This window comes from Nocardia sp. NPDC055321 (assembly GCF_053645575.1).
This window is the reverse complement of sequence record NZ_JBSHMS010000001.1, coordinates 65,628-90,163: the sequence shown is the minus strand read 5'-3', so window position 1 is coordinate 90,163 and position 24,536 is coordinate 65,628. Positions and strand designations below refer to the sequence as shown.

Genomic DNA, 24,536 nt, shown 5'->3' with positions numbered 1-24,536 from the left:
GCCGATAACCAGCTTCACTAGCCGGTTGCGTTCAGGAGTGATGCGCTGTGACTGTCGGACCGGCGGTGACTCCCGAATACCGGCCCCAGCCACCGACGTTCGGGCAATTGCTGCGCCGGTTGCGCGATGATCGGCGCATCTCGCGCGAGCGCCTGGCCTTCGCGGCCGGGGTAAGTGCGAGCTATCTCACACTGCTCGAACGCGGTCAGCGCGACCGCCCGACCGACGTCGTGGTGGAAGCGCTGGTGCGCCAATTGGATACGGCCGGGCCGCTGTCGGACGCGGACCGGCGGAACCTGCTCGATCTGGCGGGCCTGCCCCGGACCCGCACCCCGTCCGCGGACGAACTGCGGGCCGAACTCACCCCGGACATGCACGCCGGCCTGGCCCTGTTCGCCCCGAATCCCGCCGCGTACTACGACATCCGGCTCAATCTGCTGGCCTGCAACGAGCCGTACGCGACCGCGCTGCCCGGTCTCACCGAGGCCGGGAACTGGGTGCGCTGGATCTTCGGCGCCGACATCGCCAAACAGGTCATGGTCGAGTGGGAGCTGGAGACCGCGATCACGGTCTCGCGCCTGCGCGGGGTCCTGGGCGCCGCCGGAAATCCGGACTGGTCCGCCGATCTCATCGCCGACTACGGCGACTTCCCGCGGTTCCGCGAGCTCTGGCGGCACAGCGCAGCCTCCTTCAGCCGCTCCGAGATTCCGGTCCGCCTGCGCGATCTCACGACCGGCACGGTCACCACCTACTATTCCCAGTCCCTCGGCGCCCTCTCCACCAACCACCCCGGCTGGATCGGCTACGTAGCCTGCGTGCCCATGCCCCCGGACGACCCCCGGGCATCGGGTGCCGGAACCGGTTATCCGCGTGGGAGTTCGAACCCCACTTCCGCGCCGCCGGCGGGGTGATTCGCGGCCGCGACAGTGCCGCCGTGGGCGGTGACGATGTCGTGGACGATCGCCAGGCCGAGGCCGGAGCCGGGGGTCGAGCGGGTGCGGTCGGCACGGTAGAAGCGGTCGAAGACGGCCCGGTGGTCGGTGGCGGGGATGCCGGGGCCGTGGTCGCGGACCGTGAGCGTGGTGTTCCGGACGTGCACGGCGACAGGGGTTTCGGGCGGGCTGTACTTCAGGGCGTTGTCGAGGAGGTTGTCGACGCAGCGGGCCAGGGCCTGGGGGCGGGCGGTGACCGGCGCCGGATCGTCGACGGTGACGGTGATGACGCGGCCGGTGCGGCGGCGGAAGCGCTGCGCGCACTCCCGTGCCAGGTCGGTCAGGTCGACGGGGGCCGGATCCTCGGCGGTGTGCCGGTCGGTGGCGAGGTCGACCAGTTCGGCGATCAGGGCGTCCAGGGCCTTGGCCTCCTGCACCAGGGTGGCCAGCACCTGGGTCTCGTCCGCGGGCTCGAGCCGGCCCCGGGCGCGCTGCAGGAGTTCGGCGCTGCCGCGGATCGAGGTCAGCGGGGTGCGCAGCTCGTGGCTGGCGTCCTCGACCAGGCGATGCTGTTGCGCGCGGGAGAAACGCAGGGCCGCGAGCATCGTGTTGAAGCTGTGGGTCAGGGCGCCGACCTCGTCCCGGCCGGGCTCGGGCAGCAGCGTGGACAGATCCTGGGTGGTGCTGATGCGCCGGGTCGCCGCGGCCAGCCGGCGCATCGGCCGCAGAATCCGGCCGATGGCCAGCCAGCTGAAAAGCGCTGCCGCCGCGACCGCGATGGCGGTGATCGAGGCCGTGCGCCAGAGGAACGCGTGATCGACCCGTTCGACCTCGGCGTAGTTCTGGCCGACCATGACCGCGCCGCCGCCCCCGGGCCTCGCCTTGGTGAGCACCCCGTAGCTCACCTCGCCCAGCACGACCTCGGTCTCGGTCATCCCCCGGCCGGCGCGCGCCACCGCCAGGTCGGAGTCGTTGACCGGCAACGCCTCTCGTCCCGGGGTGAGCGGGCGGACCGTGCCGTCCGGCAGCAGCAGCTGCTCGGTCATGTCGGGGCGCACGGGCAGCGCGGCGCCCGCGTCCAGCAGCGCGAGCACCGTGTCCGCCCGATCGGCCAGGCCGCGATCGACCTGATCGGCCACCAGCGGCGAAACACTCTGGTAGGCGGTGACAATGGCGACCACGATCGCCGCGATGCTGGCCGCGACCGCGACCAGGGTGAGCCGGGTCCGCAGCATCACGCGGTCCTGATGGTGTAGCCGACGTTGCGCGCGGTGTGGATGAGCCGGGGCGCGCCGTCGAGCTCGGTCTTGCGCCGCAGGTAGCCGATGTAGACGTCGAGCGAACGGGATTCGGTGTCGAAGTCGAAACCCCAGATGTGTTCGTAGATCTGACTTCTGGTGAGCACGATCCGCTCGTTGCGCATGAGCAGTTCCAGCACGTCGAACTCGGTGCGGGTCAGTTCGACGAGCCGGTCGCCGCGGCGCACCTCCCGGGTCGCCGGATCCAGGGTCAGATCCGCGACGGTGAGCAGCTCCGGCGCCGCCTCGGCCTCGGGTGCGCTGCGGCGCAACAGCGCTCGCAGGCGCGCCAGCAGTTCCTCGGTGTCGAACGGCTTGGCCAGGTAGTCGTCGGCCCCCGCGTCGAGCCCGGCCACGCGGTCCCCGACCTGATGCCGCGCGGTGAGCACCAGGATCGGGAGCCGGTCGCCGCGCCGGCGCAGCGCCCGGCACAGCGACAGTCCGTCCAGCCGGGGCATGACCACGTCCACGACCGCCAGGTCCGGGCGGTCCGCCGCGAGCAGTTCGAGCGCCTCCTGGCCGTCACCGGCCAGGACCACCCGGTAGCCCTCGAAGCGCAGCAGCTGGTCGAGGGTACTGCGCACACTGGGGTCGTCCTCGACCACGAGGACGGTTGCGGATGCCATGCGGTCAGTCTGGCCGGTGCCGGATTCGGTCATTTCTCGCGCCCGGTCAGTTCGTGACCGGGACCACGGCGATGGGCGGGATGGCCGCCACGCACTCGGTCGAGCCGGTCGCACCGGTTCGCACGAACCGGTCGATGATGCTCACGACGCAGCCCGTGGGCTCGAGGTCCGGCACATGCCCGGTGTTGGGCACCGACAGGAAGGTCGAGCGGGGGAACCGGGCCGCGGCCCGCACCCCGTTGGCGTCGGGCGTGATCGCGTCGAGGTCGCCCGAGAGCACCAGGACCGGGACATCGGGCATGGGGGTGCGCACCTCGTCGGGCCGCTGGTGGCCGGTGATCCCGGGCCAGCGGATGCACGCGTCCGCGCCGTCGCGCTGCGCCGCGCCGAAGCCCTCGGCGCTGAACGCGCCGTTGGTGCCGATCCGGGCCAGCGCCTCGCGATACTGCTGTTCCCGTTGCGGCAGTGCGGCTTCGGGCGACCACAGCGGCCGGTAGTCGTTGCAGGCGACCGTCAGATAGAGCCCGATGTTCTCGTACCCCGGGGCCGCGGTGGCGCGGCGGGTGAACTCGCTCAGCAGTGCGTCGTCCCCGCGGGCCGCGGCGTGCAGGGCGGCGGGCAGCATGCCGAGGGTGGCGTCGGCTTCCGGGCCGGAGCCGACGTTGGAGGTCGCGGCCTCGAAAATGAGGTTGCCCAGCTTGCCCTCGTCCAGGACGACAACGCCCTTACCCTGCACCGTGATCGGCCGGTCCCGCAGGCGCGCGGCGACCGTGCGCAGGTCGTCCACGGCGGTCTGCCCGTCGCAGGCGCCGCTGCGCTCGCAGATGCGCCGCAGCGTCAGCGACACCGCGTCGGCGTTGGGCCGCTGCAGCGGATCGGCGTCGTGCGGGTACGCGCCGGTGAGAATCATCGACCGCACGTGCTCGGGATGCCGCTGGGCGTAGATCGGCAGCAGATAGGTGCCGTAGGAGATGCCGTACGGAATCACCTGGTCGATGCCGAGCCGCTCGCGCACCGCGTCGAAGTCGTCGACCGTCGCCGCCGAGGTGTAGCCGGCGGCCTTCGGCCCCAGGCTCTCCCCGCACCGCTGCACCGCCGCCAGCTGCTGTTCCCTTGTGCCCAGCTGGAATTCGTCCTCGTCCACACCGCAGTCCATGGGGCTCGAGACCCCGGTGCCGCGCGGATCGATGAGCAGCACATCGTGATCGGACATCATCAGGCCGGACAGCATCGCGGCCTCGGCGGCGTGGGCGATCATCGGCACGCCGGGCCCGCCGGGGTTGGGCAGCAGGGTGCCCGCCGCCGGAATGTCGCTGCGGCTGTGCCGAATCCGCGCGTAGCCCACGTCGATCACGCCCAGGTCCGGTTGCCCGGCGACCAGCGGCCGTTCCACGGTCCCGCAGTCCACCTGATATCCCTCGACGGTGGGGCACCACTCGGGCGTCGCGGCCCGCGGCGCCGCGGACTCCCCCGCTCCGCACCCGGTGATCAGTCCACCCAGGATGGCCGCCGTCGCGGCGATCCCCGCTATCGAACGCATTCCCGCACGCATGTCCGCACTCCGTTCCGCCGTGTCCGGCTCGGTCCGCCCGAGCCGATGAGCGCAATCCTGCGGGGCGACCGGCAAAGCGACGTCAGACGAAAGGCAAAGCCGTGTAAGAATCCGGCGCGCCCGCGAATCGGGCCCGCGACACCCGAAAACCGCAGGTACACCCCCCGGCCCCGGACAGCAGCTACGCTTTTGGCCGAACTCGAAGCGGCATTCGCGGAACACCGGCCTTACCGACGGGGCGGACCGAGAGGACATTCGATGAGCGCAGGGACCGACGCGCCCAACTCCGACTGCACCGGTCTGCTGGCCGGTCTCCTGGGCAAGCACATGATCTACGCCTACGAGAACGGCTGGAAGTACGAGCTCTACATCCGCAACGCGGACACCGTCGCGACCCGCTGCCTCATGGGACCGATGTTCGGCCGATGGACGACGAATCAGTCCGCCAAGATCGTGTCGCTGGGCGGGGCGATGCACCGGGACGGGCTGTACACCGACGAGCAGTACAAGCTGGCGTGGGTGGAACCGACCGGGTCGACCATGGTCGCCATCGTCTGGCCGGGCGAACGCCGCGTGCACACCACGGCCACCTTCCCGCAGTGGATGCTCGACTACCCCGAGAGCACGCTGACCCACTACGAGGACAATCTCGGCGCCATCCGCGCCGATCGCGACCGCGGCCCGACCTATCCGCTGACGCTGGTGTCCTCGAGCGGGCGCATCACGTACCTGGAGAGCCGCGAGCCCGACGACGACACCGTCATCGACTGCCCGCCGAGCAAACTGCCCCCGGGATACGCCGACCGGATGAACTGATCGAGATACCGTGCCGGACCACCCGATCGGACCGGACCCGCACGGGTAGTCTCTGCCCGAGAACTCCCCGGATCGCCACCGCCGGCGGATGGTTCCTTTCCTCCGAGGGTGCGCGCGGGAGTCGCTGGTTCAGATGTGTTCACCTCGAATCGTCCAGGTAGCCCACGAGACCGCCGAGACCCCGCGCTGGAGCAGGCGGGCCTGGCTCGGCGCGGCCGGCCTGGGCGCGGTCGCCGCACTGGCGCCGGCCGGCACCGCGGCGGCCGCTCCCGAGCGGACCGGCGCGGTGGTCGATCTGACCCATGTCCTGAACGCGGAACTGCCGGTGTGGCCGGGCAATCCGGCCTTCTCGGCGATCCCGGTGGCCTGGCACGATCGCGGCGGCTTCGCACAGCAGGCGCTGGTGCTGTGGGAGCACACCGGAACCCACGTCGACGCGCCGCTGCACCGGGTGCGCGACGGGATCTCGGTCGACCGGATCGCCGAGCGGGATCTGGTGGCGCCGCTGGTCGTCATCGACATCTCGGCGCGGGCCGCCGCCGATGCCGATGCGGTACTGACCATCTCGGACATCACCGACTGGGAGGCCGCGCACGGCGCGATTCCCGAACGCGCCTTCGTGGCCATGTATTCGGGCTGGGAGCACCGGCTCGGCGCCCCCGGCACCTTCCTGAACCTGGACGCCGGCGGACGCCCGCACGCACCGGGATTCGCGCCCGAGGCCGCCGATTTCCTGGTGACACAGCGCGATATCGTCGGCGCGGGCGTGGACACGCTGAGCCTGGACCGCGCCGCGAGCACCGAATACGGCGCGCACACCGCGATTCTCGGGGCGGGCCGCTACGGGGTGGAAATGCTCGCGCGGCTCGATCGAGTGCCGCCGTCCGGCGCGACCGTGGTCGTCGGAGCGCCCACACACGCGGGCGGCACCGGCGGGCCCTGCCGGGTCCTGGCGCTCACCTGAGCGGAACCGCCCCGGCTCAGCCCGGCCGGTCGAGCGAAAGCGCGTGCCGGAACACGGTTCCCGGGTCCCAGGTGGCCTTGATCGCCCGCAGCCGTTCGTAATTGGCGCCGTAGTAGCACGAATGCCAGGGCACCCCGGACGTATTCCATTGCGGGTCGGCCAGATCCGCGTCGGGGTAGTTGATGTAGCTGCCGCCCTGCGCCTCGTTCGGCACCGGCACGCCGCCGGTCGCGGCGTACACCTCGCGGTACATCTCCCGCGCCCAGGTGACGAAGCGCTCGTCGTCGGCGGGATTGCGCCAGGCCGCGTGAATGAGCATCTTCAGGAAGGAGCCGCGTTCGGCGGACGCCGTCGCATCGGGCGCGACGGCGTTGACCGCGCCGCCGAAAGGCAGGAATTCCACCTGTGATTCGCCGAGGAAGCGGATATCGGTCAGGTAGCGGTACAGCACGCGCAGCTGGTCGGCCGAGTACGCCCGGCGCAGATACCCGGATTTGACCTTGACCCGGAAACCCGGCATGCCCTTGGGGTAGTAGACGTTCGACAGGGTGTCCGCGTACGAGCCGCGACCGGGCGGCAGCACGAGCGGCGGCGGGGTCACGCCCGCGGAGATCGCGGCCACGAATTCGTCGAACCGCTCCTGCGCGCCGGGGCGGTCCGCGTCCAGCAGGATCAGGATGTCCGAGCCGGTGATGCCGGGCTTGAGGTGCAGCGGCGCGTACAGCCCGGCGAAGGGATCATCGGGTGCGCCGTGCTGTTCGAAGAAGGCGATGTAGTTGCCGACGAAGCGCACGAACGAGTCCTCGGTCGCCAGCGGCAGAACCACGCGCGTGCTCAGCAGCGCGCCGGGCGCGGCGGGCAGCGCGCGGGCCGGATCGGAGCCGTCGGAATCGGCCGAGCGCAGCAGGTACCGGGTCACCACACCGAAATTGCCGCCGCCACCGCCGGTGTGGGCCCACCACAGGTCGGCGTTCGGGCCCTCCCTGGTGGCCAGGACCGTACTCGCCCGGCCGTCCGCGCCGACCGTCACGAGCTCCACGCCGTACAGGTGATCGGCCACCAGCCCGAAGCGCCGCGACAGCGGGCCGTAACCGCCGCCGCCGATGTGGCCGCCCGCGCCGACGCCCTTGCAGATGCCGGCGGGCACGGTCACGCCCGAGCCGAGCAGCCTGTCGTACACCGCTCCCAGATCGGCCCCGGCCGCGACCGAGAACGCCCGGTGTTCGGCATCCCAGTCGACGGCGGTCAGGCGCTGCAGATCGATGATTGAGCGGGTGTCGGCGTTGTCCACGAAGTCGTCGAACCCGTGCCCGCCCGAACGCACCACCGTGCGCAGGCCCTCGTGCACCGATCGCTCGACGGCCGCGCGCACCCCGTCGGCGTCGGCGGGCACGAAGATCCGCTGCGGGCGCGCGGTGAAGCGGCGGTTGTATCCGCGCTGGGTGAGCGCCGCGTAGTCGGGGTCGCCCGGGCCGACGACTCCGGGTTCGGCGGCTCGCGCGGCCGGGAGTCCGAGTACGCCGGCCGCGGTACCGAGCGCGGAGGCGGCGAAGAGGCTACGACGAGACAGCGGCACGAGACTCCCCGATACGGTTCACTTAACTCGCCGAAGTAAACAGTAAGTGCCCCGCGAATATACGCGAAACGGACAAGTCGGTCGGGTTGCCGCGCGGTGGGTGGCGGCGCGCCGCCGCCCGCGACCCGCGCGGACGCCTAGCCGGCCGCCGCGGTCGTCGCCGGAACGGTCGTCGCGGGCGGGGCCTCGGTGGTCGCCACCGTCGTCGTCACGGCGGGCGATGTCGTGGGCGCCGTCGTGGTGGCCGGGAGCTGCGAGGTGGTCGTGGCGCGCAGGATGGCGGGGCACCGCCCGTCCCGCTCACCGATGCTGTTGATCTCCTCGTTCGACCGCACGTCGCCGGTGTAGTCGTTGCGGTCCGTGCACTTCTCCGCGGGGACGCCGCACACGACCTCGCCGCCGCAATTGTCGGTGCCGAGCGGGCCGCAGTAGGTCGCGCCGCAGGTGTCGGTACCCGGTTGTTCGCCGCCGGGCGCGGGCGCCTCGGGCGAGTGGTAGTACGACGACTCCGGCGCGGCGGGGTCCGCCCGGTACCCCGCACCTCCCGGATTGTCCTGCACCGCAGCCGAACTCGCCGGTGCGGTCGTCTTCGTCACCGAGACCGAGGTGGCCGCGGGCGTACTCGACGCCGCCGCGCCGGACCCGGATTCCTTGGTCGTGCATCCCGACAGCACCACGATCAGTGCCAGCACCGCCACCAGCAGGCCGAGCGCGGCGCGCGGCCGACTCCCCATCCGCCTCATTCGAACTCACTCTCCTCCTGCCGCCACAGCGGCTCACCCACCGACCCGACGCCGAGGCTAGGAGGATCGCGACACCACGGGTATCGGGCACATGCCCTATTCCGCACCGCACGAACGCAATCCGGAACCGCCGCGCGGCCGCACACGCGGCGCTCCGGTGCCCGACGCCGGCCCGCTCGCGCACTATGGTTGTTTCACATCACCTGTCCAGGAGGGCCGCTGCCATGCCGCATCTGACGGTTTCCTACACCGCCGCCCTCGCGGGCACCTTCGATACCACCGGCTTCGCGCGCGACATCTTCGGCGCGGCCGCCGCCATCCTCGACGCCGACCCCGCCACGTTCAAGGCCCGCTTCACCCGCATCGACGACTGGGTGATCGGTCTCGACGGCTCCGAATCGGGCACGGACTGGGTGCAGATCTTCCTGGACATCGCCTCCGGCCGGACCAGCGAGATCAAAGCCGCGCTGGCCGAGGCGATCCTGACCATCGCGGGCAAGACCCTCACCGTGCCCGACGGGCAGGCGATCTACGTCTCGGCCGACGTCCGCGAGCTCGTGCCCCCGGGCTTCGCGCACCTCACCCTCGGCTGAGCGGTCCGCCCGGTCAGCGGAAGCTGCTGCGCGTGGTCCACACGTCGGCGTTCCCCGCGCCGGTCCACCGTTCCAGCAACCGGGTCGTCGCGTATTCGGAGATCCCCGGCAACGGCGACGGCCCGATATGCACGCTCGGCCGCGGCTGGTCCGGAAAACCCGGGTGCTCGTCGGGCAGCAACCGGAACGGCAGGAAAACGCGAACGCCGTCGGCTCCCGGCGCGAAACGCAACTCTTCGCCGGGCGGGTCCGCGTCGAATTTCAGTAGACGCCATTCATTTTCGGCGTGAAACGACGGATTCTTGATGAACAATCCGTACAACCGCAATTCGTCGAACAACAACTTCGCGCGTTCCTCGATCAACTCCGCGTCCGGCCGCACGGAATCCGGGCCGAGCAGCCGGAGATGACGCTCGAAGAGTTCACTCACCATCAGGTGCATATCGTCTTCGTCATAAACGCATTTGGCGAGATACCACCCCTGGCCCTCGGCGGCGGTGCGCACCATCTCGAACGGCAGCCCCAGGCATACGCCGCCGCGTGATCCGTACGCCCGCCACTGCGAGAGCGAATCACCGTCCGCGCTCAGCGACACCAGATACGGCGCACTGCCCTCGTGCGCCCGGCCCTCGTAGATTCGCGCGGCGACGCGTTGCGCGAACGCCTCCCCCGCCGGGTCGGTCCTGGCCAGGGGCCGGTCCCGGGCGATCGTCCCCAGCCAGTGAAAAGCGCGGATCTGTTCCTCGGCGTCGTTCATCTGCACGGGCAGACCGGCCCAGAAATGCCTGCTGTGGATTATCGAGATCAAGGACGCGGCATTGGTGTAGTGATAGAGCATCGGGGGCGGCACGGGATAAAGCAGCCGCGCCGCGACCGGCAGGAGATCGATATTGCGCACAGCAGAACGTCCTTCCACCACGGCAACCGTTAACGGCAGTTCGACAGTATCCGATGACCGTGATGTGCGACGCTGGAGCACAACATCGTCACCTCGATTCGTATCTTCGGCCGGCTCGGCAGAGCGAAGGAGACGTCATGGACCAGACCACCGCGTGGGCAGGCGACCGGGAGCCCTCGGTCGATCTGGATGTTTTCGCGCCCCCGCAGCAGCGCCGCTGGACGGTGCTGCTGCGCATCATTCTCGCCATTCCGCACCTGATCGTCATGTGGGCCTTGAGCGTCGGCGCGCTCGTCGTGGTGATCATCGGCTGGTTCGCCGCGCTGTTCACCGGCCGACTGCCCGATTGGGCCGGTGACTACCTGCGGTCCTACGTGGCCTACGCCGGCCGGGTGTACGGCTACACGATGCTGCTGGTGGACCAGTTCCCGCCGTTCACCCTCGACACCGCCCCGGATTACCCCGTGCGCGTGCTGTTCCCGCAGCCCACGCCGCTCAATCGGCTCGCCGTGCTGTTCCGATTCTTCCTCGCCCTGCCCATCCTCATCCTGGTCAACTGGTTCATGGCCGGATGGGCGGTCATGGCCATCGTGATCTGGTTGATCGTGCTGATCACCGGGCGGCTCCCACAGGCCCTGTTCGAATCGACCGCGGCCGTGCTGCGCATGCAGGTCCGGCTGGACGCCTACTTCTACCTGCTCACCCCCACCTATCTGAAGGGCATCTTCGGCGACGGCCAGGCCGCCCCGCAGCCCGCCCCCGCCCCGGCCTACCCGGCGACGACGGGCTTCCCGGCGGCGGACGCCTTCCCCACCCCGGCCGCGGGCTTCCCCGCGAGCTCCCCCACCCGCCCGCTGCTGCTCTCCCAGGCGGCGCGCATCCTGCTCATCGTCATGCTGGTGCTCGGCATCCTGTCCGGCGGCGCGCAGGTGGTCACCGGCCAGACGACGGACACGGACGACGACTACGTCTCGCTCGTCCTGCCTTAACACCGGTTTCGTTCCCTCGGGCTCGATGCCGGCTCCCGCTCAGGAGCCGGCATCGAGCCCGTTCGGCAGGTAGGCGTACACGGCCAGGGCGCACACCACCGCGACCAGTGTTCCGCCGGCGATCAGATTCACCCGGCGATGGGAGTCGACCACCGCCGCGAACTCGCGCAGGAACGCCGCAGGCACGAAATAGCGGGCGGTGTGCGCGCCGACGGCCTGCGCGTCCAGTCCCTGCCTGCGCGTCAGCGCCGCCGTGCGCATCACATGAAAATCACTGGTGACCACCGTGATTCGCGCATCCTCGGCGAAGCCGCGCGCGGCCAGCTCGGCCGCGGTGAAACGCAGGTTCTCCTCGGTGTTGCGCGAGCGCCGTTCCCGGATGATCACCGCCGGATCGACGCCGGCCGCCTCCAGATAGTCGCCCATCGCGTCCGCCTCGGCCACCGTCTTGCCCGGTCCCACCCCACCCGAGGCCACCAGCACCGGCCGTGCGCCACCGGCCAGTTCGTCGCGGTAGACCTCGAGCGCGCGATCCAGCCGCGCGGCGAGCAGGGTGGTCACCCGGCCGTCGACGAGGCCGCAGCCCAGCACGACCACCGCGTCCGCGCCCGGCCGATAGGGCAGTCCGGCGTACAGAACCGCGTACACGGTGAACGCGAGCAACTGCGCGAGTAGCAGCAGACCCAGCAGCGTCACCATGACAGCGGTCGCCGTCACCCAGATGGGCGCGTGCGGCCACGCGTTCAGCGCCCAGATCGCCGCGAACGGCAACGCGAGCAGCGCCAGCCCGACCACCGGGGCGACGGCGGTCGAAATGCGCAAACCCTCACGCCGGGTGACGATCACGCCGTTGGCCACCAGGCCGAGTCCCGCCAGCACCAGCGACACCGGCGGCAGCACCAGGAAGACGACGACGCCGATGATCGCACCCCACGGGTACCACCGGGTGCCCAATTCGATGGCCGCCCACAGCGCCACCAGCGCCACGGCGCCGAGCAACACGAGTCCGGTGGAGATGTGCCGGGGCTCGCGCAGCATCCGCAGCGCCCCGAACACCGCCAGTACCGCACCACCGAGCAACAGCATCTGGGTCATACCGCCGAATCCTCCGCTCATCCCGGCCCGTCGCGGCCGCCACTGTTCGATCGACGATCTGGCGGATGCCCATTCCGCGACGCGACACACCCGCGATGGGACGCGACACACCAACGATAACCGGCGAATAGCCACCGCTTCCGGGACGCCCCGGCCCTCACGCCGGGAATCGACGTTCCGGCGGACCGGCGGTGAGCGATCGAATACGCTGGGAACGCGGATTTTTCGCCGATCCGGGGTGGGTGCGGAGTGGGGCCGGGGAGTGAGCCATTGATCGAGCCGCTGACGGCAACCGAACCGTCCATGATCGGGCGCTATCGACTCCTGGGGGTGCTCGGTCGCGGCGGAATGGGCCGGGTGCTGCTGGGCACCGCCCCCGACGGGCGCTTCGTGGCCATCAAGCAGATACATCCGGATCTGCTGGACGATCAGGAATACCGCGACAGATTCGCGAACGAGGTGGGCATCTCGGCGCGGGTATCGGGCGCGTTCACCGCCGCCGTCATCGACTACTCCGTCTCGGGCCACCGGCCCTGGCTCGCTTCGGTTTTCATCGCGGGCGTGCCCCTCGATCGCGCCGTGTCCACTTTCGGGCCGCTGCCGGTGTGGGCGCTGCGCACCCTGGCCTCGGGCCTGGCCTCGGCGCTGCACTCGATTCACGGCGCCGGACTCGTGCACCGGGATCTCAAGCCCGCCAACGTGATTCTCGCCGCCGACGGCCCGCGGGTGATCGACTTCGGCATCGCCCAGCGGGTCGGCGCGACCGGTGAGCTCACCGGGGCCGGTGTGGTGGGCAGCGTGTCGTACATGTCGCCGGAGCAGGCCACCGAACAGCAGCTCACCGCGGCGAGCGACGTGTTCTCCCTGGGTACCCTGCTCTATTGGGCCGCCACCGGGACCAACCCGTTCAGCGCCGCGCATCCCACACTCGTCCTGGCGAACGTGGTGAACCGAACGCCCCGATTCGACCGGGTGCCCGCGGAATTGCGCGCGCTCCTGGGCGCCTGCCTGCACAAGAACCCCGCGAACCGGCCGACGCCGGCGCAGATCCTCGATCATCTGGGCCCGCAGTCGATTCGAACCCAGCCGTGGCCCGCGCCCGTGCACGGCGCGATCGAGGAACAGGGTCGGCGGCTGCGCGCGTTCACCGTGGACCCGGAGGCCACTCAGGTGATCGTGCCGCCGCGGGCGACCGCACCGGAGCCGGAGCGCGCGCGAAAGCGCCCGTCGCGCCCGCTGATTCGAACCGCGGTGCTGGCGCTCGTGCTGATCCTGGCGGCGATCACGGTGGTACTCGCCCGCCGCGGGGTCGACACCGGCGCAACCACCGCCACCCTGCCCCCGCTCGCGGACCTGCGCGGCACCGACGCCTGCGCCTGGGTGCGACGAGCGCTGGGGCCCACACTGCCCGCCGACGCCGTACGCGAGGCGGGGACGATCCGGGAGATCGCCGCCTGGCGCTGGTCACGCACCGAGGCGTGGGGCTGTCTGGGCACCTCCGGCTCCGAACAGCTGGGTGTCGAGATCGGCACGGGGCTGGACAGATTCGGGCCGGCCGAGCGCACCGTGAACGGGTTCGCGCTGAGCAGGCGGGGCGCCGAGTGCGCCTACGCGGTGGGCGACCGGGACCCGGCGCCGCGCTGGGGCATCACGGTCGTCACCCGCGACGGCGCGTCCTGTCCGCTGGCCGAGCACACCATCGAACGACTCACCGCCGAGCTGACCGACCGGCCCCGCGAACCGGACGCTGAGCGGTCCCTGGCCGCCGTGGATCCCTGTGCGCTGCTGCGCGATTCGGAGGTCGAGGCGGCCGCGGCCCGGGGGCCCGGAATCGCCACCGCGCACACCTGCGAATGGCGCGGGGACGTCTCGGTGGAACTGCTGCTGGAGCTGCCGCGACAGGTGGACGTGGTGACCGAGACCTTCGACGCGGGCGGCGGACTCGTACTGGAACGGCCGAGCACCTTCGATTCCACCATGCACTGCAAGCGCCTGTACCGCTATCGTGCCATCGACGAGACCTACGTCGAAACCGTGACGGCACTGGTGATCTCGGACAGGCAGGACGGTTCGCAGTGCAGGGCGGCGGCCGCGTTGCTGACCTCCGTCATCGCCCGGCTGCCCGGACGCTAGCGGGGGTCGGTCTTCGGTACGGAGGTGGTAGGCGGCATGGGTCCTCGAATGCGGACGCCGATCGCGCTGGCGGCGCTGCTGCCCGCGCTGCTGACCGGCGCCGGGTGCGGCGGCGACGCGGGCGACCCGGATCCCGGGACGTACCCGACCGTCGCCGCCCCGGCGGACTACGACGACGCGGCCGGTTACGCGCGCGGAATTCTGGTGGAATCCTTGCGGATCGGCGAGACGGTGATCTCCGCGCAGCAGATCGAGTCCGATCTCGTCCACGGGCGCGGGGGCGGCGTACTGGTCGATCACGCCGGAACCTCGGGACCGCTGCCCGCCGCGGTCCGCACGGCGCTGGCCCCGTTCGAGGTGCTCGGCGGCTTCGGCGCGGTCGCCGCGGACTCGGCGCAGACCGGCGGGTCGACCGCCAAATCCCTGACCGTCGCGGTCCTCGCGCTGCCCAGCGTCGAACTCGCCGCGGCGGCCGCGGGCGCGGCGGCCGCCGCCGCCGACGCCGTGGACACCCTGCCGCTGGGTTTGTCGGGAACACCTGCCGCACAGGCGTATTGGCGTCCGGCCACCGCGACCGCGGGCGGGTGGCTGTCCTGGAAATCGCTCGTCATCGGCGTATCGGCGAAGTTCACCGGCGCCGCGGGCGATCAGCTCGCCGATGTGCTCTCGCGCGCCGTGCGCGCCCAGGTGAGCGCACTGACCGACTTCGTGCCCACACCGCCCGCGGACCTGCCGAAGCTGAAGCTCGACCCCGATCGGCTCCTGACCGGGCTGGTGCGCACCGGCGCGGATACCCCGGACAGACTGGATTTCGCGGTGTACGGCCCCCGCGCGCACGCACTGCTGCTCGACCGGCCGGCCACGCGGCTGGCCGAGTTCCGCGAGCAGGGGGTGACCTCGATCGCGTTGTCGCACAACAACCAGCTCTATCGCACCCGGGACGCGGAGACCGCCGAGGGACTGGTGCGCGTGATCGGCGACCGGCTCACCGGACAGGGGTACGTGCGCGTCGATGCCGGTCCCGGGGTGACCGGCGTGTCCTGCTACGCCGCGACACAACCCGAGCCGCTGGTGCTCGAGGCCCGGCGGTACGCGTGCCTGCTGCATCGCGCGGACATCGCGGTCCGGGTCAACAGCAATCAGGAAGCCGATGTCCGCCGACTGGCCGCCGCCCAGTCCATACTGCTCGGGCAGGACCGATGAAAGCCCGCGGCCGCCACATCCCGAAACAGCTGGGCCGCTACCGGATACACGCCACGATCGGGCACGGCGCGATGGGCGAGGTACTTCTCGGGCGGGCCCCGGACGGGCGCCTGGTGGCGATCAAGCTCGTGCACGACGAGCTGGCCGGTGACGAGACCTTCCACGCCAGGTTCCGGCGCGAGATCGAGGCGTCCGAACGGGTCACCGGGGCATACACGGCGGGGATCGTCGATCACGACATCGACTCCGAACGCCCCTGGCTGGCCACCGAATTCATTCCCGGCCCCACGCTGCAGGAGGTTCTCGACCGGCACGGCAAACTCTCGCTCTCCGGGCTGAAGCTGCTCGCCATCGGGCTGTCCTCGGCGCTGGTGGAGATCCATCGCGCCGAGCTGGTGCATCGCGATCTCAAGCCGGGCAACGTGCTGCTCACCGCCGAGGGGCCGCGCGTCATCGACTTCGGCATCGCGCTGGCGCTCGAAAGCGATGTGCCGCTGACGATCGCGGGCGCGCGGATCGGCTCGCCCGCGTACATGTCGCCGGAACAGGCGGCCGGGCACACGCTCACCCGGGCCTCGGACGTGTTCGCGCTGGGCGCGGTGCTGGTGATGGCCGCGACCGGCGCCATCCCGTTCGGCACCGCCGGTCCGCTGCACGGGCGGGCCGAGCTCGGCGGGGTGCCGGTGGAGATCCGGGGCCTGATCGAAGCCTGCCTGGCTCCCGACCCCGCCCGCCGCCCGACCCCGGTCCAGCTGCTCGACGCGGCGGAATCCATTCCGGGCGACCCGATCTGGCCGGGACCGATTCGACGCACGATCGAGGAGTTCCGCGCCGAGGCGCTGCGCTGGGCGGAACAACCCGCGCCCGGGGACACGAAGTCGTGGCGCGGCGAAGCCCGCCGGGGGCGGGCGCTGATCGCCGCCGCGGCCCTCGGCGCGGTCGTGGTCGCGGCCGCCCTGCTGGTCGATACGACGGTGCCGGGACACGCGATCGCGATGGTGGATCCACCGTTGGCGCTCACCGATATCGAAACCCGCACCCTGGATCCCTGCGCGCTGCTCGAACCGTCCGTCATGCACCGATTCGGTACCTACGTCGAGGAATTGCGGCCCGACGGCGCCATGTCGTGCGCCACGGCGCTCGCGGACGGCGGCCGGAAAACCTCGTACACCCTCGGTTTCGCGACTCCGGTGGACCGTATCCGCGCCGAGCAGGCGCCGACGGGCAGGACCGTGGCATGGATGCCGGTTCTGGGCGCGGCCGGGCCCGCCGCCCGCTGCGATCGCTACATCCTGACGCAGAGCGGGCTGCCGCTGGCCCTGGGCATGCGCGCCGAGGTCGCCTCCGGCGATGCCTGCGCGGCAGCCGAATCCGCGCTGCGGGCGGTCGTCGACCGTCTCACGGTGAACCCGCCGCTGCGCACCCTGACCGGGCCCTCGCTGCTGGGGCTCGATCCGTGCGCGCTGGTCGAGGCCGGGCCGATTCCGGCGGGCATCGGTGATCCCGCGATACCCCGGGTTTCGGGACCGCACGGGTGCCGAATCTCGGGCCGGGACGGGGATTTCGCGATCACGTTCGACGATCGCCCGCGGCCCGCGTGGTCGGGCGCCCGGACGCTCGGGTTCCGTTCGGTCGAGGGCCGCAAGACCTGGACCGTCGAGCGCGCACCCGGGCGCTGCGCCTACGTCGTCATGGTTCGGCCCTCGGCGGGCAAGAACGCCGAGATCGCGGCCATCGACTACACCGCCCGCCGGCCCACCGACCGGGACGCGTGCGATATCGCGGACGCGGTGGCGATCCCGATTCTGAAGAAACTGCCGAGGTTATGAGCATCGAATCGATTCCGGCCGGCGAACCGCAGCGCATCGGGCCGTACCGGCTGCTGGGCGTGCTGGAATCCGGGCCCGGATTCCGCTGTGTGCTGGGAGTCGGCCCGGACGAGGGCGTCTACGTGGTGCGCCAGGCCGGGGGTCCGCAGCTGACCGTGCCCGGCTTCCGGTTGCGCTGGCGCCGGGACGCGCTCGCCGCCATGCGGGTCACTGGGCCGGGCAACGCCACCGTGGTCGACGTCGACGCCGACGACGAGTACCCGTGGCGTTCCACGGTTTTCGTGGCCTCGGCCCGGCTCGACGGGGTCCTCGAACGACACCGGTCGCTACCGGAACCCGCCGTGCTGGCGCTGGCGACCGGGCTGGCGGCTGCCCTGCGCGAGGTGCACGCGGCCGGCCTGGTGCACGGACGCGTGCGCACCGATACCGTCGCGCTCACGCGCGCGGGGGTGCGGCTGGTCGAGGCCGTACCCGCGACCGCTGACGAGTCCGTGTGTCCCGCACCGGAACTGAACGGCGGAGCGGATCTCACCGTGGCCTCGGACGTGTTCGCGCTCGGCGTGGTGCTGGCCGCGGCGGCGTCCGGCCGGGATCCGTTCGCCCGCCTGCCGGTTCGCGATGTGCGACCCGACCTGCGGGACGTGCCCGAGCCGATCCGCACGGTCATCGCCACGTGCCTGCGCGAGGATCCGGCGGGACGGCCCACGCCCGAACAGATTCTGGACTACCTCGGGCCGGGGGCGAGCGCCCCGGCCTGGCCGGTGTCGGTGCTCAACGCGATCGACGCGCAGGAGCGCGAGATATCGGAGCTGGCCGGCACCCTGACCACCACCGCCGCCGCCGGAGAGCCGCGCGCGTGGCGATCGGCGGCGGCCGCCGTCTCGGGCGCCACCACCGAACTCGGCGATCGCTCACTGCGCGCGATCCGGGAGCGGGCCGGGGACACCACCGCGCAGATACAGGCGCTGGTGGGCATCACCCTGGTGCTGGTGACCATCGCGACCCTGATCCTGGCCGTGCGGGGCGGCGGCGAAGCGGCGGATTCCGGTCCGGAACCCGTTGCGGCCACCGGTCTTTCGCTGGACCGGCTGCGCCGGATCGACGCCTGCCGGTGGCTGGGCGACGCGCTGGGCGGGTCGGTGCCGGTCGCGCCCGCGCCGCAGCCCGCCGCGGCGTGGAAAACCGCCGGCACCCCGGGCTGGGGTTGCAAGGCCACCGCGGCCGGGTACGAACTCGAACTCCAACTCGGTACGCAGCTCACCGGATTCACCCCCGAGGTGACCCTGCTCGACGGAATTCCCCTGCGGCACGCCGCGGGTGAGCGCTGCGCCCGGGCGATCGCCGCGCCCGCGCCCGAGGACGCGGCCGGGATCACCGTCGAGCTGCGATTGCCCGCGGGGGTGAAGGATTGCCGCGGACTGGAATACGTGGCGACGAACCTGGTCCGCACCTTCGGCGCCGCGCCGGACGCGAAGCGGTCCGACACCGCGCTCGCGGTGCTCGCCCCCTGCGACCTGATCACCCGGGAGGTCGTCACCAAGGCCATCGGGCCGACCCCGGCGCAGCCGTCGGTCGCGGACGCGCACAGCTGCGTGTGGGACGGCGGACTCGAATTGACGGTGCGCTCGAGCCAATCCGGGCGCTACACCGGCGGTCCCGACACCGCCGTGGTGGAGGGCGTCCGCATGTTCCTCGACACCCCCGCCGCCGCACCCGACACCTGCACCCGCGAATACCTCGTCCCGAACAGCGGCACCGACACCGTGGCGGTCACCGTGCGCTGGACCGAGGGCACGCGCGAATCGAACTGTCCCATAGCCGAATCCATGCTGCGGACCGTGGTGGCGCGGCTGCCCGCGCGGTGATCGGGTGCGGGCTACGCGCGCGCGGCCGCGACGAACGCCCGGATCAGCTCCGGCGATTTGACCCCGCGCTCGATCTCGACGCCGCTGGACACGTCCACGCCCCAGGCGGCCGTGACCCGCAGCGCCTCGTGCACGGTATCGGGGCCGAGCCCGCCCGCGAGCAGCCACCGGCCGCGCGGCGCGACGAATTCGTCCGCGCCCCAGTTCCACGGCTTGCCCGACCCCGGGTCCGGCGCGTCGAGCAGCAGCAGGTCCTCGCCGTACTCACCGCAGCTCTCGACCCGATTCGCGGTGGCGCGCACCAGGGTTCGCCCCGCCGCGCGCAGCGCCGCGAAGTCCTCCGGCCCCTCCTCGCCGTGCAACTGCACCGCCCGCACCCCGCTCGCCGCGGCGATGTCGGCGACCTCGGCCACCGACTGCCCCCGGAACACCCCGACGGTGAGCACCCGGTCCGGCACGCCCGCGACCAACCGCCGAGCGGTCTCGGCGTCGATCGTGCGCGGACTGCCCGGGGCGAACACGAAACCCACCGCGTCGGCGCCGGCCTCGACCGCCGCCGCGACGTCTTCCGCGGTCTTCAACCCGCAAATCTTGACGAATGGCCCACTCACGGTCCCAGTCAACCAAACGCCGCGGCCGGGCGGTTGGGCGGCCTGATGAGGCAACGGGGCCGCTCGAACCGCACCGGGTCGGCGTGGATTCCGTTCGCCGCATCGACCCGCACCCTGCGACTCCGGCGGACGCGCTGCTGTCCCCGGGGACGCACCGCGAAACAGGATCGTCGCGTCGCTGGATCTTCATCGCGGGCCGTTCATCCTCATCTCGCGCCTGCGCCCCGCCACGGCTTTGCTGGAGGCCGTCGTGGCTCGGCGCACTGCAGGCCACAGCGACCCGGCTCTCATCGAGGGGTCGGTGCGGCAACGATCACAGCCCGATAGGGACAGCAGGTCCACGGCATCGAGCGGTCGGCGAGTACGCCGGGAAACTTGCCCCCATCTGCGTTGATAGTGAATTTCTATCGACTGCGCCCCGGGGTTCACGGGCGAGGTTGCCGAGCGTACGCTGCAACGCCATGGACGACAGCGGCTCGGGAACCGTTGTACACAGCCACGCACCGTGGGGCAGCCGGTTGCTCGGCTCGGCGGAGGAGAACTCCGGGGTGCGGCGCATCCGCATCCAGATCCTGCTGACCGCGGCGGTTGTCATGTCCAATCTCTTCGGCATCGCGCTGGTCGTGGCGCTCGTGGGGTTCGTGCTGCCCGGGCCGTCGCTGTTCACGCGCGAGCTCCGGTACGTCAACGCCGTCGCGCTACCGCTCTACGCGGCGGTGGCCCTGGTCGTGGGGGTGCTGTGGGGCACCCGGTGGGCCCTGAGCACGTTGAGCTGGACCTCGGACCCCGATCGAATCCCCACCGAGGAAGAGCAGGCGTCCGCCGTCCGGGTGCCTCGGCACCTGGTGATCGTGCAGGGCGTGCTGTGGGTGGGCGCGATCGCCGTGCTGACGCCGCTCTACGGGCGCGCGGACCCGGCGCTGATCCCGAAGGTCGTCCTGGGCATCGGGGCCACCGGCATCGGCGTGTGCGCCAACAGCTATCTCGCGTCGCAGTTCGCGCTGCGGGCGGTAACCGCGCGTGTGCTGGACGCCGGGCACATGCGGCGGCGGCGCGGCATGGGCGTCTTCGGCCGCTCGGTGCTGGTGTGGCTACTCGGCACCGGGGTGCCGGTGGCGCTGTCGATGATCGTCGCGGTGCAGGCGCTGCTGCTGCCGGAGGTGAGCAAGGCCAGGTTGGCGGTGTGCGTGCTCACGCTGGGCGGGGTGACCCTGGTCTACGGCCTGCTGATGATGATGCAGACCCTCGCGGCGACGGTGGCGCCGATTCGCGGGGTGCGGCGCGCGCTGCGCCAGGTCGAGAACGGCGATCTCGGCGTCGTGGTCACCGTGTACGACGGCACCGAATTGGGTGAACTGCAAACGGGTTTCAACCACATGGTGCAGGGTCTGCGAGAGCGCGAGCAGATTCGCGAGCTGTTCGGCAAGCACGTCGGGCACGAGGTTGCGGTCGCGGCCATCGCGAGCGAATCGGCGCTGGGCGGGACCGAATGCGAGGCGGCGGCGCTGTTCATCGACATCATCGGGTCCACGACGATGGCGGCGACGCTGCCCGCGAACGACCTGGTGCAGATCCTGAATCGATTCTTCGGCATCGTGGTCGACGAGGTCGAGCGACACGGCGGGCTGCTCAACAAGTTCGAGGGCGATGCCGCGCTCGCGGTGTTCGGCACCCCCGCGGAACTCGACTCCGCGGCCGGCGCGGCGCTGGCGTGCGCGCGGGCGATCCAGGACCAATTGATCTGCCAGTCCTCGGATTTCACCGCGAGCATCGGGGTGGCGGCCGGGCGGGTGGTGGCGGGCAACGTGGGTTCGGATCAGCGCTACGAGTTCACCGTCATCGGTGACGCGGTGAACGAGGCCGCGCGGCTGTGCGAACTCGCCAAGCAGGAGGTCAGCTTGATTCTGACGTCCGGAAACACCGTCGCCGCAGCGGATTCCGCCGAAGCCGCGAACTGGAGCGTCGGGGAGTCGGTGATCCTGCGCGGGCGGCTCACGCCCACGGCGCTGGCGCGGCCGTACGAGGTGGCGAGGGTGTTCGCGGGCGAGTCCGAACCCGGCCGGGTGCCCGGCTAGTTGCGGCTCGGCGTTCGCCCGCGAAATCCCCTGTCGCGCAGCCGATCAGCCGCGACGGTCAACCGCAGCCCAGGACACCAGCGCCACGACGCCGGAGACCACGGCCACCGACGGCCAGGCGCCGATCTTCTTGGCGAGCGGATGCGAGGCGCCCATGGCGCCGATGGACAGCCCGGTCAGCGCGGCCGCACCGGGCGTTCCGACCGCCCGGCGCCAGCGCGGGAAGGCCGCGGCGGTTCCGGCGGCGAACACCGCCCCGCCCAACTGCCGCTGCTTGGTGGCCTGCGCGAGCGCGAAGCCGCCGGTGAGACCGCCGACCGCCAGCAGCGCGGTCGGTACCGCGGGAATTCCAGCCATGCCACTACCTCCACAGTTACTCGAACGAACGATTCGACCGTAGCCGGAGGGCCGACCGCCGTTTCATTCGAGCCCCGGCCGCTCCTCGGCCGGGCGGTACCGGAGCCGCACTAGGCTGACGCCATGACGCGTTCCGAATCCCTGGCGGCGATCCGCGCCGAGCGCGCGGCAGTGCTCGACTTCCTGCGCACGCTGAGCGCAGCGGATTGGGCGCGCCCCAGCGCGGCCGCGGGCTGGTCCGTACAGGACGTGGTCACCCACATGACCGGCGCGGTCCGCGCGTCGATCACCCCCGCCGCGTTGCGGCTGATCTTCTCCCGCGCCGTCGAGCGCACCAACGAACGCGTGCTGTCCGAAAGCCGTTCCCGCACACCACAGCAGACCCTGCACGACTTCGAAACCTGGAGCGCCCGGGGCATTGCCGGCCTCTCCCTGTTCACCGCACCCGGCCTCACCCGAATCCCGCTGCGCATAGGCGAACTCGGCTGGTACCCCCTGCGGGATCTGCCCGGCCTGTACGTCTTCGACTGGCACACCCACCTGCGCCACGACCTGGCCCCCGCCCTGGACCGACCGGCCCCGCCCACCGACGACGCCCGCATGCGGGCCCTGATCGCCTGGCTGATGACGCTGCTGGAACATTCCCACCGTGAGCAGCTGTCCTGGCTGACCGCCCCGATAGCACTGACCTTCACCGGCCCCGGGGCTTCGACCTGGACGGTCGGCCCCGCCCCCGCTCTTCGGGTCCACCCCACCGCTCCCCCGGCGCCCGCCGCCCACGTTTACACCGCGTCCCTCGATTTCCCGGCGTGGAGTACGACCCGCCGTGCGTGGCGAGACTGCGACGTCACCATCGACGGCGACTCCGAGGTCGCCGCCCGGTTCCTGGACTCGATCAATCTGGTCTGACGAGATCCAAGGGCGTCAAAAACTCGCCGCCACACCACATTCGGGTGCAGCGACCAGTTGGAGCTGTGGTAACAGCACTGATCGCGATCGCCGGATCCAAGAACTGGCCGACCAGGCGATCGAAGCCATTCGGTCGATTCAGCGCGCCGGCGTCGCACCGGCCGGTCCCGAGGAGCATGCCATTCTGCTGAAAAAGGCGAGCGAGGCGATCGAAGAGTTCGTCGCGCGGGCGGCGGCGGATGTGCAATCCCACGAACCGAAAGCGCTGTCGACGGGCCGGTAGGCGCTGACACCGGATTCCGGTGCGGGGCAGGGTGATTGCCCGCTCTCGTCGACGGGCGGTGGCTCGGGGCGGGGCATGCCCAGGGTGGGACAGCGATTGGGCTGGGCTGCAGCACCCTGGGGGGTCAGGGCATTACTGGCGGCTGAAGAGGCCTCGGCTGGTGGTGCCGGAGCCGGGGTTGCAGGCGCAGCGCTGGGCGGTCGGGACGTCGCCGAGCACTTCCTCGACGTGCTCGCCGCAGCCCTGGAAGGAGGGCTTGCCGCAGCCCTGACAGACGATTCGCTGGCACACGATGATCTCCTTGGCGTGGTGAATGAGCGAAATACCACTAAGGGGTATTCCTCGGCAGTCTACGGAACGACCGGCGAACCGGTGGGAGCACCCGGGGTTCACGGCGCGGTGCGCGGAGATTCCCGGGCCGCGGGCGCGGTGGCCGGACGGTTCCCTGCACGGGGTGCGCGGACCCCGGCGGCTACGGCTGCGCCGTGTCCGAGCCCCGCGCGGGAGCCGCTCGAATGTGAGCCCGTTCCCCTTGCCTGCCAACAAGACTCAAGAACTCGACCGGCCCATCGGCGGTGGCCCCGAACCAGTGCGGGGTGCGGGTATCGAACTCGGCGGCCTCCCCCGGTTCGAGCCGGAGATCATGCTCCCCCAGCACCAGCCGCAACGTGCCGTTGAGGACGTAGACCCAGTCGCAGCCGTCGTGGGTGCGCATGTCCGGGACGGCGTCGTCGGCTCCGGCCGGTAGCACGAACTTGTACGCCTGAATTCCACCCGGCCTGCGGGTGAGCGGCAGCACGACCGCGCCGTCGCCCGCCGGAATCGGCCGCAGATTGATGCGCGGGTCGCCCGTCGGCGGCGCGTCGACGAGCTCGTCGAGCGTGACACCGTGCGCGCGGGCGAGCGGCAGCAACTGCTCGAGCGTGGGCCGCCGCAGGCCCGCCTCGAGCCGCGACAGCGTGCTGGTGGAGATCCCGGTCTCCGCCGCAAGGTCGGCGAGCGTGACGTCCCGGCGCAGCCGCAACCGCTTCAACCTGGGTCCGACGGCGTCGAGAGTGCGGTTCACGGGGTCACTCATGCCCGAGAATTTTGCCATTCGGCAATATTGTTTGCGCATCCGACTCACCGCTCCGCACGATGTCGATATCACCGGCAGCACCGCCGCCGGGCATCGAGAACGAGGAGGACG

Annotated in this window: 22 protein-coding genes; 11 read left to right on the top strand and 11 right to left on the bottom strand. The window is 71.3% G+C overall.

Features of this window, described 5'->3' with window-relative positions; genetic code table 11:
* The first annotated feature begins 47 nt into the window (after window positions 1-47).
* Window positions 48-911 (top strand): MmyB family transcriptional regulator, encoded by an 864-nt coding sequence (locus ACWIGI_RS00420; RefSeq protein ID WP_454200165.1) that lies wholly within the window; start codon window positions 48-50, stop codon window positions 909-911.
* Here ACWIGI_RS00420 and ACWIGI_RS00415 read toward each other — a convergent pair.
* The 3 genes from ACWIGI_RS00415 to ACWIGI_RS00405 are packed head-to-tail and all read right to left on the bottom strand — an operon-like array spanning window position 863 to window position 4,408.
* Window positions 863-2,167, bottom strand: coding sequence for a HAMP domain-containing sensor histidine kinase (locus tag ACWIGI_RS00415; RefSeq protein ID WP_454200164.1), 1,305 nt, complete (start codon window positions 2,165-2,167; stop codon window positions 863-865). The two genes, ACWIGI_RS00420 and ACWIGI_RS00415, sit on opposite strands and share 49 nt — an antisense overlap.
* Window positions 2,167-2,856 carry a response regulator transcription factor gene (locus tag ACWIGI_RS00410; RefSeq protein ID WP_454200163.1) on the bottom strand — a complete coding sequence of 230 codons (690 nt, stop codon included), beginning with the start codon at window positions 2,854-2,856 and terminating at the stop codon, window positions 2,167-2,169. Before ACWIGI_RS00410 ends, ACWIGI_RS00415 begins: the two co-directional genes overlap by 1 nt.
* 46 nt (window positions 2,857-2,902) lie before the next feature.
* Window positions 2,903-4,408 carry an alpha/beta fold hydrolase gene (locus tag ACWIGI_RS00405; RefSeq protein ID WP_454200162.1) on the bottom strand — a complete coding sequence of 502 codons (1,506 nt, stop codon included), beginning with the start codon at window positions 4,406-4,408 and terminating at the stop codon, window positions 2,903-2,905.
* 258 nt (window positions 4,409-4,666) lie between these two features.
* Between ACWIGI_RS00405 and ACWIGI_RS00400 the strand changes: the two genes are divergently transcribed.
* Together ACWIGI_RS00400 and ACWIGI_RS00395 are read left to right on the top strand one after the other, a co-directional pair.
* Window positions 4,667-5,224, top strand: a complete 558-nt coding sequence (locus ACWIGI_RS00400; protein WP_454200161.1) for a phenolic acid decarboxylase — start codon at window positions 4,667-4,669, stop codon at window positions 5,222-5,224.
* 133 nt (window positions 5,225-5,357) lie between these two features.
* The gene (locus tag ACWIGI_RS00395; RefSeq protein ID WP_454200160.1) at window positions 5,358-6,188 is read left to right on the top strand and encodes a cyclase family protein; all 831 of its coding nucleotides are present in this window, start codon (window positions 5,358-5,360) and stop codon (window positions 6,186-6,188) included.
* Between the two features lie 16 nt (window positions 6,189-6,204).
* Here the strand turns inward: ACWIGI_RS00395 and ACWIGI_RS00390 are convergent, their stop codons facing one another.
* Both ACWIGI_RS00390 and ACWIGI_RS00385 read right to left on the bottom strand, forming a co-directional pair.
* Window positions 6,205-7,764 carry an FAD-binding oxidoreductase gene (locus tag ACWIGI_RS00390; protein WP_454200159.1) on the bottom strand — a complete coding sequence of 520 codons (1,560 nt, stop codon included), beginning with the start codon at window positions 7,762-7,764 and terminating at the stop codon, window positions 6,205-6,207.
* 137 nt (window positions 7,765-7,901) lie between these two features.
* The gene (locus tag ACWIGI_RS00385; RefSeq protein WP_454200158.1) at window positions 7,902-8,498 is read right to left on the bottom strand and encodes a hypothetical protein; all 597 of its coding nucleotides are present in this window, start codon (window positions 8,496-8,498) and stop codon (window positions 7,902-7,904) included.
* 233 nt (window positions 8,499-8,731) lie between these two features.
* Here ACWIGI_RS00385 and ACWIGI_RS00380 point away from each other — a divergent pair, with 233 nt between their 5' ends.
* On the top strand, window positions 8,732-9,100 hold the full coding sequence (locus ACWIGI_RS00380) for a 5-carboxymethyl-2-hydroxymuconate Delta-isomerase (protein WP_454200157.1): 369 nt from the start codon (window positions 8,732-8,734) through the stop codon (window positions 9,098-9,100).
* Between the two features lie 13 nt (window positions 9,101-9,113).
* Here the strand turns inward: ACWIGI_RS00380 and ACWIGI_RS00375 are convergent, their stop codons facing one another.
* Complete coding sequence (locus tag ACWIGI_RS00375; RefSeq protein WP_454200156.1) at window positions 9,114-9,998, bottom strand: DUF2971 domain-containing protein; 885 nt, start codon at window positions 9,996-9,998, stop codon at window positions 9,114-9,116.
* 137 nt (window positions 9,999-10,135) lie between these two features.
* On the opposite strand from ACWIGI_RS00375, the gene ACWIGI_RS00370 reads away from it, so the two are divergent.
* Window positions 10,136-10,987, top strand: a complete 852-nt coding sequence (locus tag ACWIGI_RS00370; RefSeq protein ID WP_454200155.1) for a DUF4389 domain-containing protein — start codon at window positions 10,136-10,138, stop codon at window positions 10,985-10,987.
* Window positions 10,988-11,026: 39 nt separating this feature from the next.
* On the opposite strand, the gene ACWIGI_RS00365 is transcribed toward ACWIGI_RS00370, so the two are convergent.
* Window positions 11,027-12,082 (bottom strand): YdcF family protein, encoded by a 1,056-nt coding sequence (locus tag ACWIGI_RS00365; protein WP_454200154.1) that lies wholly within the window; start codon window positions 12,080-12,082, stop codon window positions 11,027-11,029.
* A gap of 270 nt (window positions 12,083-12,352) precedes the next feature.
* Here ACWIGI_RS00365 and ACWIGI_RS00360 point away from each other — a divergent pair, with 270 nt between their 5' ends.
* Genes ACWIGI_RS00360 through ACWIGI_RS00345 form a run of 4 tightly spaced genes read left to right on the top strand, consistent with a single transcriptional unit; the run spans window position 12,353 to window position 19,112 of the window.
* Window positions 12,353-14,215 carry a serine/threonine-protein kinase gene (locus ACWIGI_RS00360; protein ID WP_454200153.1) on the top strand — a complete coding sequence of 621 codons (1,863 nt, stop codon included), beginning with the start codon at window positions 12,353-12,355 and terminating at the stop codon, window positions 14,213-14,215.
* A gap of 48 nt (window positions 14,216-14,263) precedes the next feature.
* Window positions 14,264-15,418, top strand: a complete 1,155-nt coding sequence (locus tag ACWIGI_RS00355; protein ID WP_454200152.1) for a DUF7373 family lipoprotein — start codon at window positions 14,264-14,266, stop codon at window positions 15,416-15,418.
* Complete coding sequence (locus ACWIGI_RS00350) at window positions 15,415-17,247, top strand: serine/threonine-protein kinase (protein WP_454200151.1); 1,833 nt, start codon at window positions 15,415-15,417, stop codon at window positions 17,245-17,247. Before ACWIGI_RS00355 ends, ACWIGI_RS00350 begins: the two co-directional genes overlap by 4 nt.
* Window positions 17,244-19,112, top strand: coding sequence for a hypothetical protein (locus ACWIGI_RS00345; protein WP_454200150.1), 1,869 nt, complete (start codon window positions 17,244-17,246; stop codon window positions 19,110-19,112). The genes ACWIGI_RS00350 and ACWIGI_RS00345 overlap by 4 nt, the downstream gene beginning before the upstream one ends.
* A gap of 11 nt (window positions 19,113-19,123) precedes the next feature.
* Here the strand turns inward: ACWIGI_RS00345 and ACWIGI_RS00340 are convergent, their stop codons facing one another.
* Window positions 19,124-19,723 (bottom strand): phosphoribosylanthranilate isomerase, encoded by a 600-nt coding sequence (locus tag ACWIGI_RS00340; RefSeq protein ID WP_454200149.1) that lies wholly within the window; start codon window positions 19,721-19,723, stop codon window positions 19,124-19,126.
* A gap of 461 nt (window positions 19,724-20,184) precedes the next feature.
* Between ACWIGI_RS00340 and ACWIGI_RS00335 the strand changes: the two genes are divergently transcribed.
* Complete coding sequence (locus ACWIGI_RS00335; protein WP_454200148.1) at window positions 20,185-21,798, top strand: adenylate/guanylate cyclase domain-containing protein; 1,614 nt, start codon at window positions 20,185-20,187, stop codon at window positions 21,796-21,798.
* A 45-nt stretch (window positions 21,799-21,843) separates the two neighbouring features.
* Here ACWIGI_RS00335 and ACWIGI_RS00330 read toward each other — a convergent pair whose 3' ends face one another.
* Complete coding sequence (locus tag ACWIGI_RS00330; protein WP_454200147.1) at window positions 21,844-22,155, bottom strand: hypothetical protein; 312 nt, start codon at window positions 22,153-22,155, stop codon at window positions 21,844-21,846.
* Window positions 22,156-22,278: 123 nt separating this feature from the next.
* Between ACWIGI_RS00330 and ACWIGI_RS00325 the strand changes: the two genes are divergently transcribed.
* The gene (locus ACWIGI_RS00325) at window positions 22,279-23,064 is read left to right on the top strand and encodes a maleylpyruvate isomerase family mycothiol-dependent enzyme (RefSeq protein WP_454200146.1); all 786 of its coding nucleotides are present in this window, start codon (window positions 22,279-22,281) and stop codon (window positions 23,062-23,064) included.
* A 415-nt stretch (window positions 23,065-23,479) separates the two neighbouring features.
* Here the strand turns inward: ACWIGI_RS00325 and ACWIGI_RS00320 are convergent, their stop codons facing one another.
* Together ACWIGI_RS00320 and ACWIGI_RS00315 are read right to left on the bottom strand one after the other, a co-directional pair.
* On the bottom strand, window positions 23,480-23,638 hold the full coding sequence (locus ACWIGI_RS00320; RefSeq protein ID WP_454200145.1) for a hypothetical protein: 159 nt from the start codon (window positions 23,636-23,638) through the stop codon (window positions 23,480-23,482).
* A 181-nt stretch (window positions 23,639-23,819) separates the two neighbouring features.
* On the bottom strand, window positions 23,820-24,425 hold the full coding sequence (locus tag ACWIGI_RS00315; protein WP_454200144.1) for a helix-turn-helix domain-containing protein: 606 nt from the start codon (window positions 24,423-24,425) through the stop codon (window positions 23,820-23,822).
* Window positions 24,426-24,536 lie beyond the last annotated feature (111 nt).

What these genes read in the sequence shown, in the direction of transcription:
- ACWIGI_RS00415 (WP_454200164.1), bottom strand. Translation starts at nt 2,167, where the DNA reads ATGCTGCGGACCCGGCTCACCCTGGTCGCGGTCGCGGCCAGCATCGCG.
- ACWIGI_RS00410 (WP_454200163.1), bottom strand. Translation starts at nt 2,856, where the DNA reads ATGGCATCCGCAACCGTCCTCGTGGTCGAGGACGACCCCAGTGTGCGC.
- ACWIGI_RS00405 (WP_454200162.1), bottom strand. Translation starts at nt 4,408, where the DNA reads ATGCGTGCGGGAATGCGTTCGATAGCGGGGATCGCCGCGACGGCGGCC.
- ACWIGI_RS00400 (WP_454200161.1), top strand. Translation starts at nt 4,667, where the DNA reads ATGAGCGCAGGGACCGACGCGCCCAACTCCGACTGCACCGGTCTGCTG.
- ACWIGI_RS00395 (WP_454200160.1), top strand. Translation starts at nt 5,358, where the DNA reads ATGTGTTCACCTCGAATCGTCCAGGTAGCCCACGAGACCGCCGAGACC.
- ACWIGI_RS00385 (WP_454200158.1), bottom strand. Translation starts at nt 8,498, where the DNA reads ATGGGGAGTCGGCCGCGCGCCGCGCTCGGCCTGCTGGTGGCGGTGCTG.
- ACWIGI_RS00380 (WP_454200157.1), top strand. Translation starts at nt 8,732, where the DNA reads ATGCCGCATCTGACGGTTTCCTACACCGCCGCCCTCGCGGGCACCTTC.
- ACWIGI_RS00370 (WP_454200155.1), top strand. Translation starts at nt 10,136, where the DNA reads ATGGACCAGACCACCGCGTGGGCAGGCGACCGGGAGCCCTCGGTCGAT.
- ACWIGI_RS00365 (WP_454200154.1), bottom strand. Translation starts at nt 12,082, where the DNA reads ATGACCCAGATGCTGTTGCTCGGTGGTGCGGTACTGGCGGTGTTCGGG.
- ACWIGI_RS00355 (WP_454200152.1), top strand. Translation starts at nt 14,264, where the DNA reads ATGCGGACGCCGATCGCGCTGGCGGCGCTGCTGCCCGCGCTGCTGACC.
- ACWIGI_RS00350 (WP_454200151.1), top strand. Translation starts at nt 15,415, where the DNA reads ATGAAAGCCCGCGGCCGCCACATCCCGAAACAGCTGGGCCGCTACCGG.
- ACWIGI_RS00345 (WP_454200150.1), top strand. Translation starts at nt 17,244, where the DNA reads ATGAGCATCGAATCGATTCCGGCCGGCGAACCGCAGCGCATCGGGCCG.
- ACWIGI_RS00335 (WP_454200148.1), top strand. Translation starts at nt 20,185, where the DNA reads ATGGACGACAGCGGCTCGGGAACCGTTGTACACAGCCACGCACCGTGG.
- ACWIGI_RS00330 (WP_454200147.1), bottom strand. Translation starts at nt 22,155, where the DNA reads ATGGCTGGAATTCCCGCGGTACCGACCGCGCTGCTGGCGGTCGGCGGT.
- ACWIGI_RS00325 (WP_454200146.1), top strand. Translation starts at nt 22,279, where the DNA reads ATGACGCGTTCCGAATCCCTGGCGGCGATCCGCGCCGAGCGCGCGGCA.
- ACWIGI_RS00315 (WP_454200144.1), bottom strand. Translation starts at nt 24,425, where the DNA reads ATGAGTGACCCCGTGAACCGCACTCTCGACGCCGTCGGACCCAGGTTG.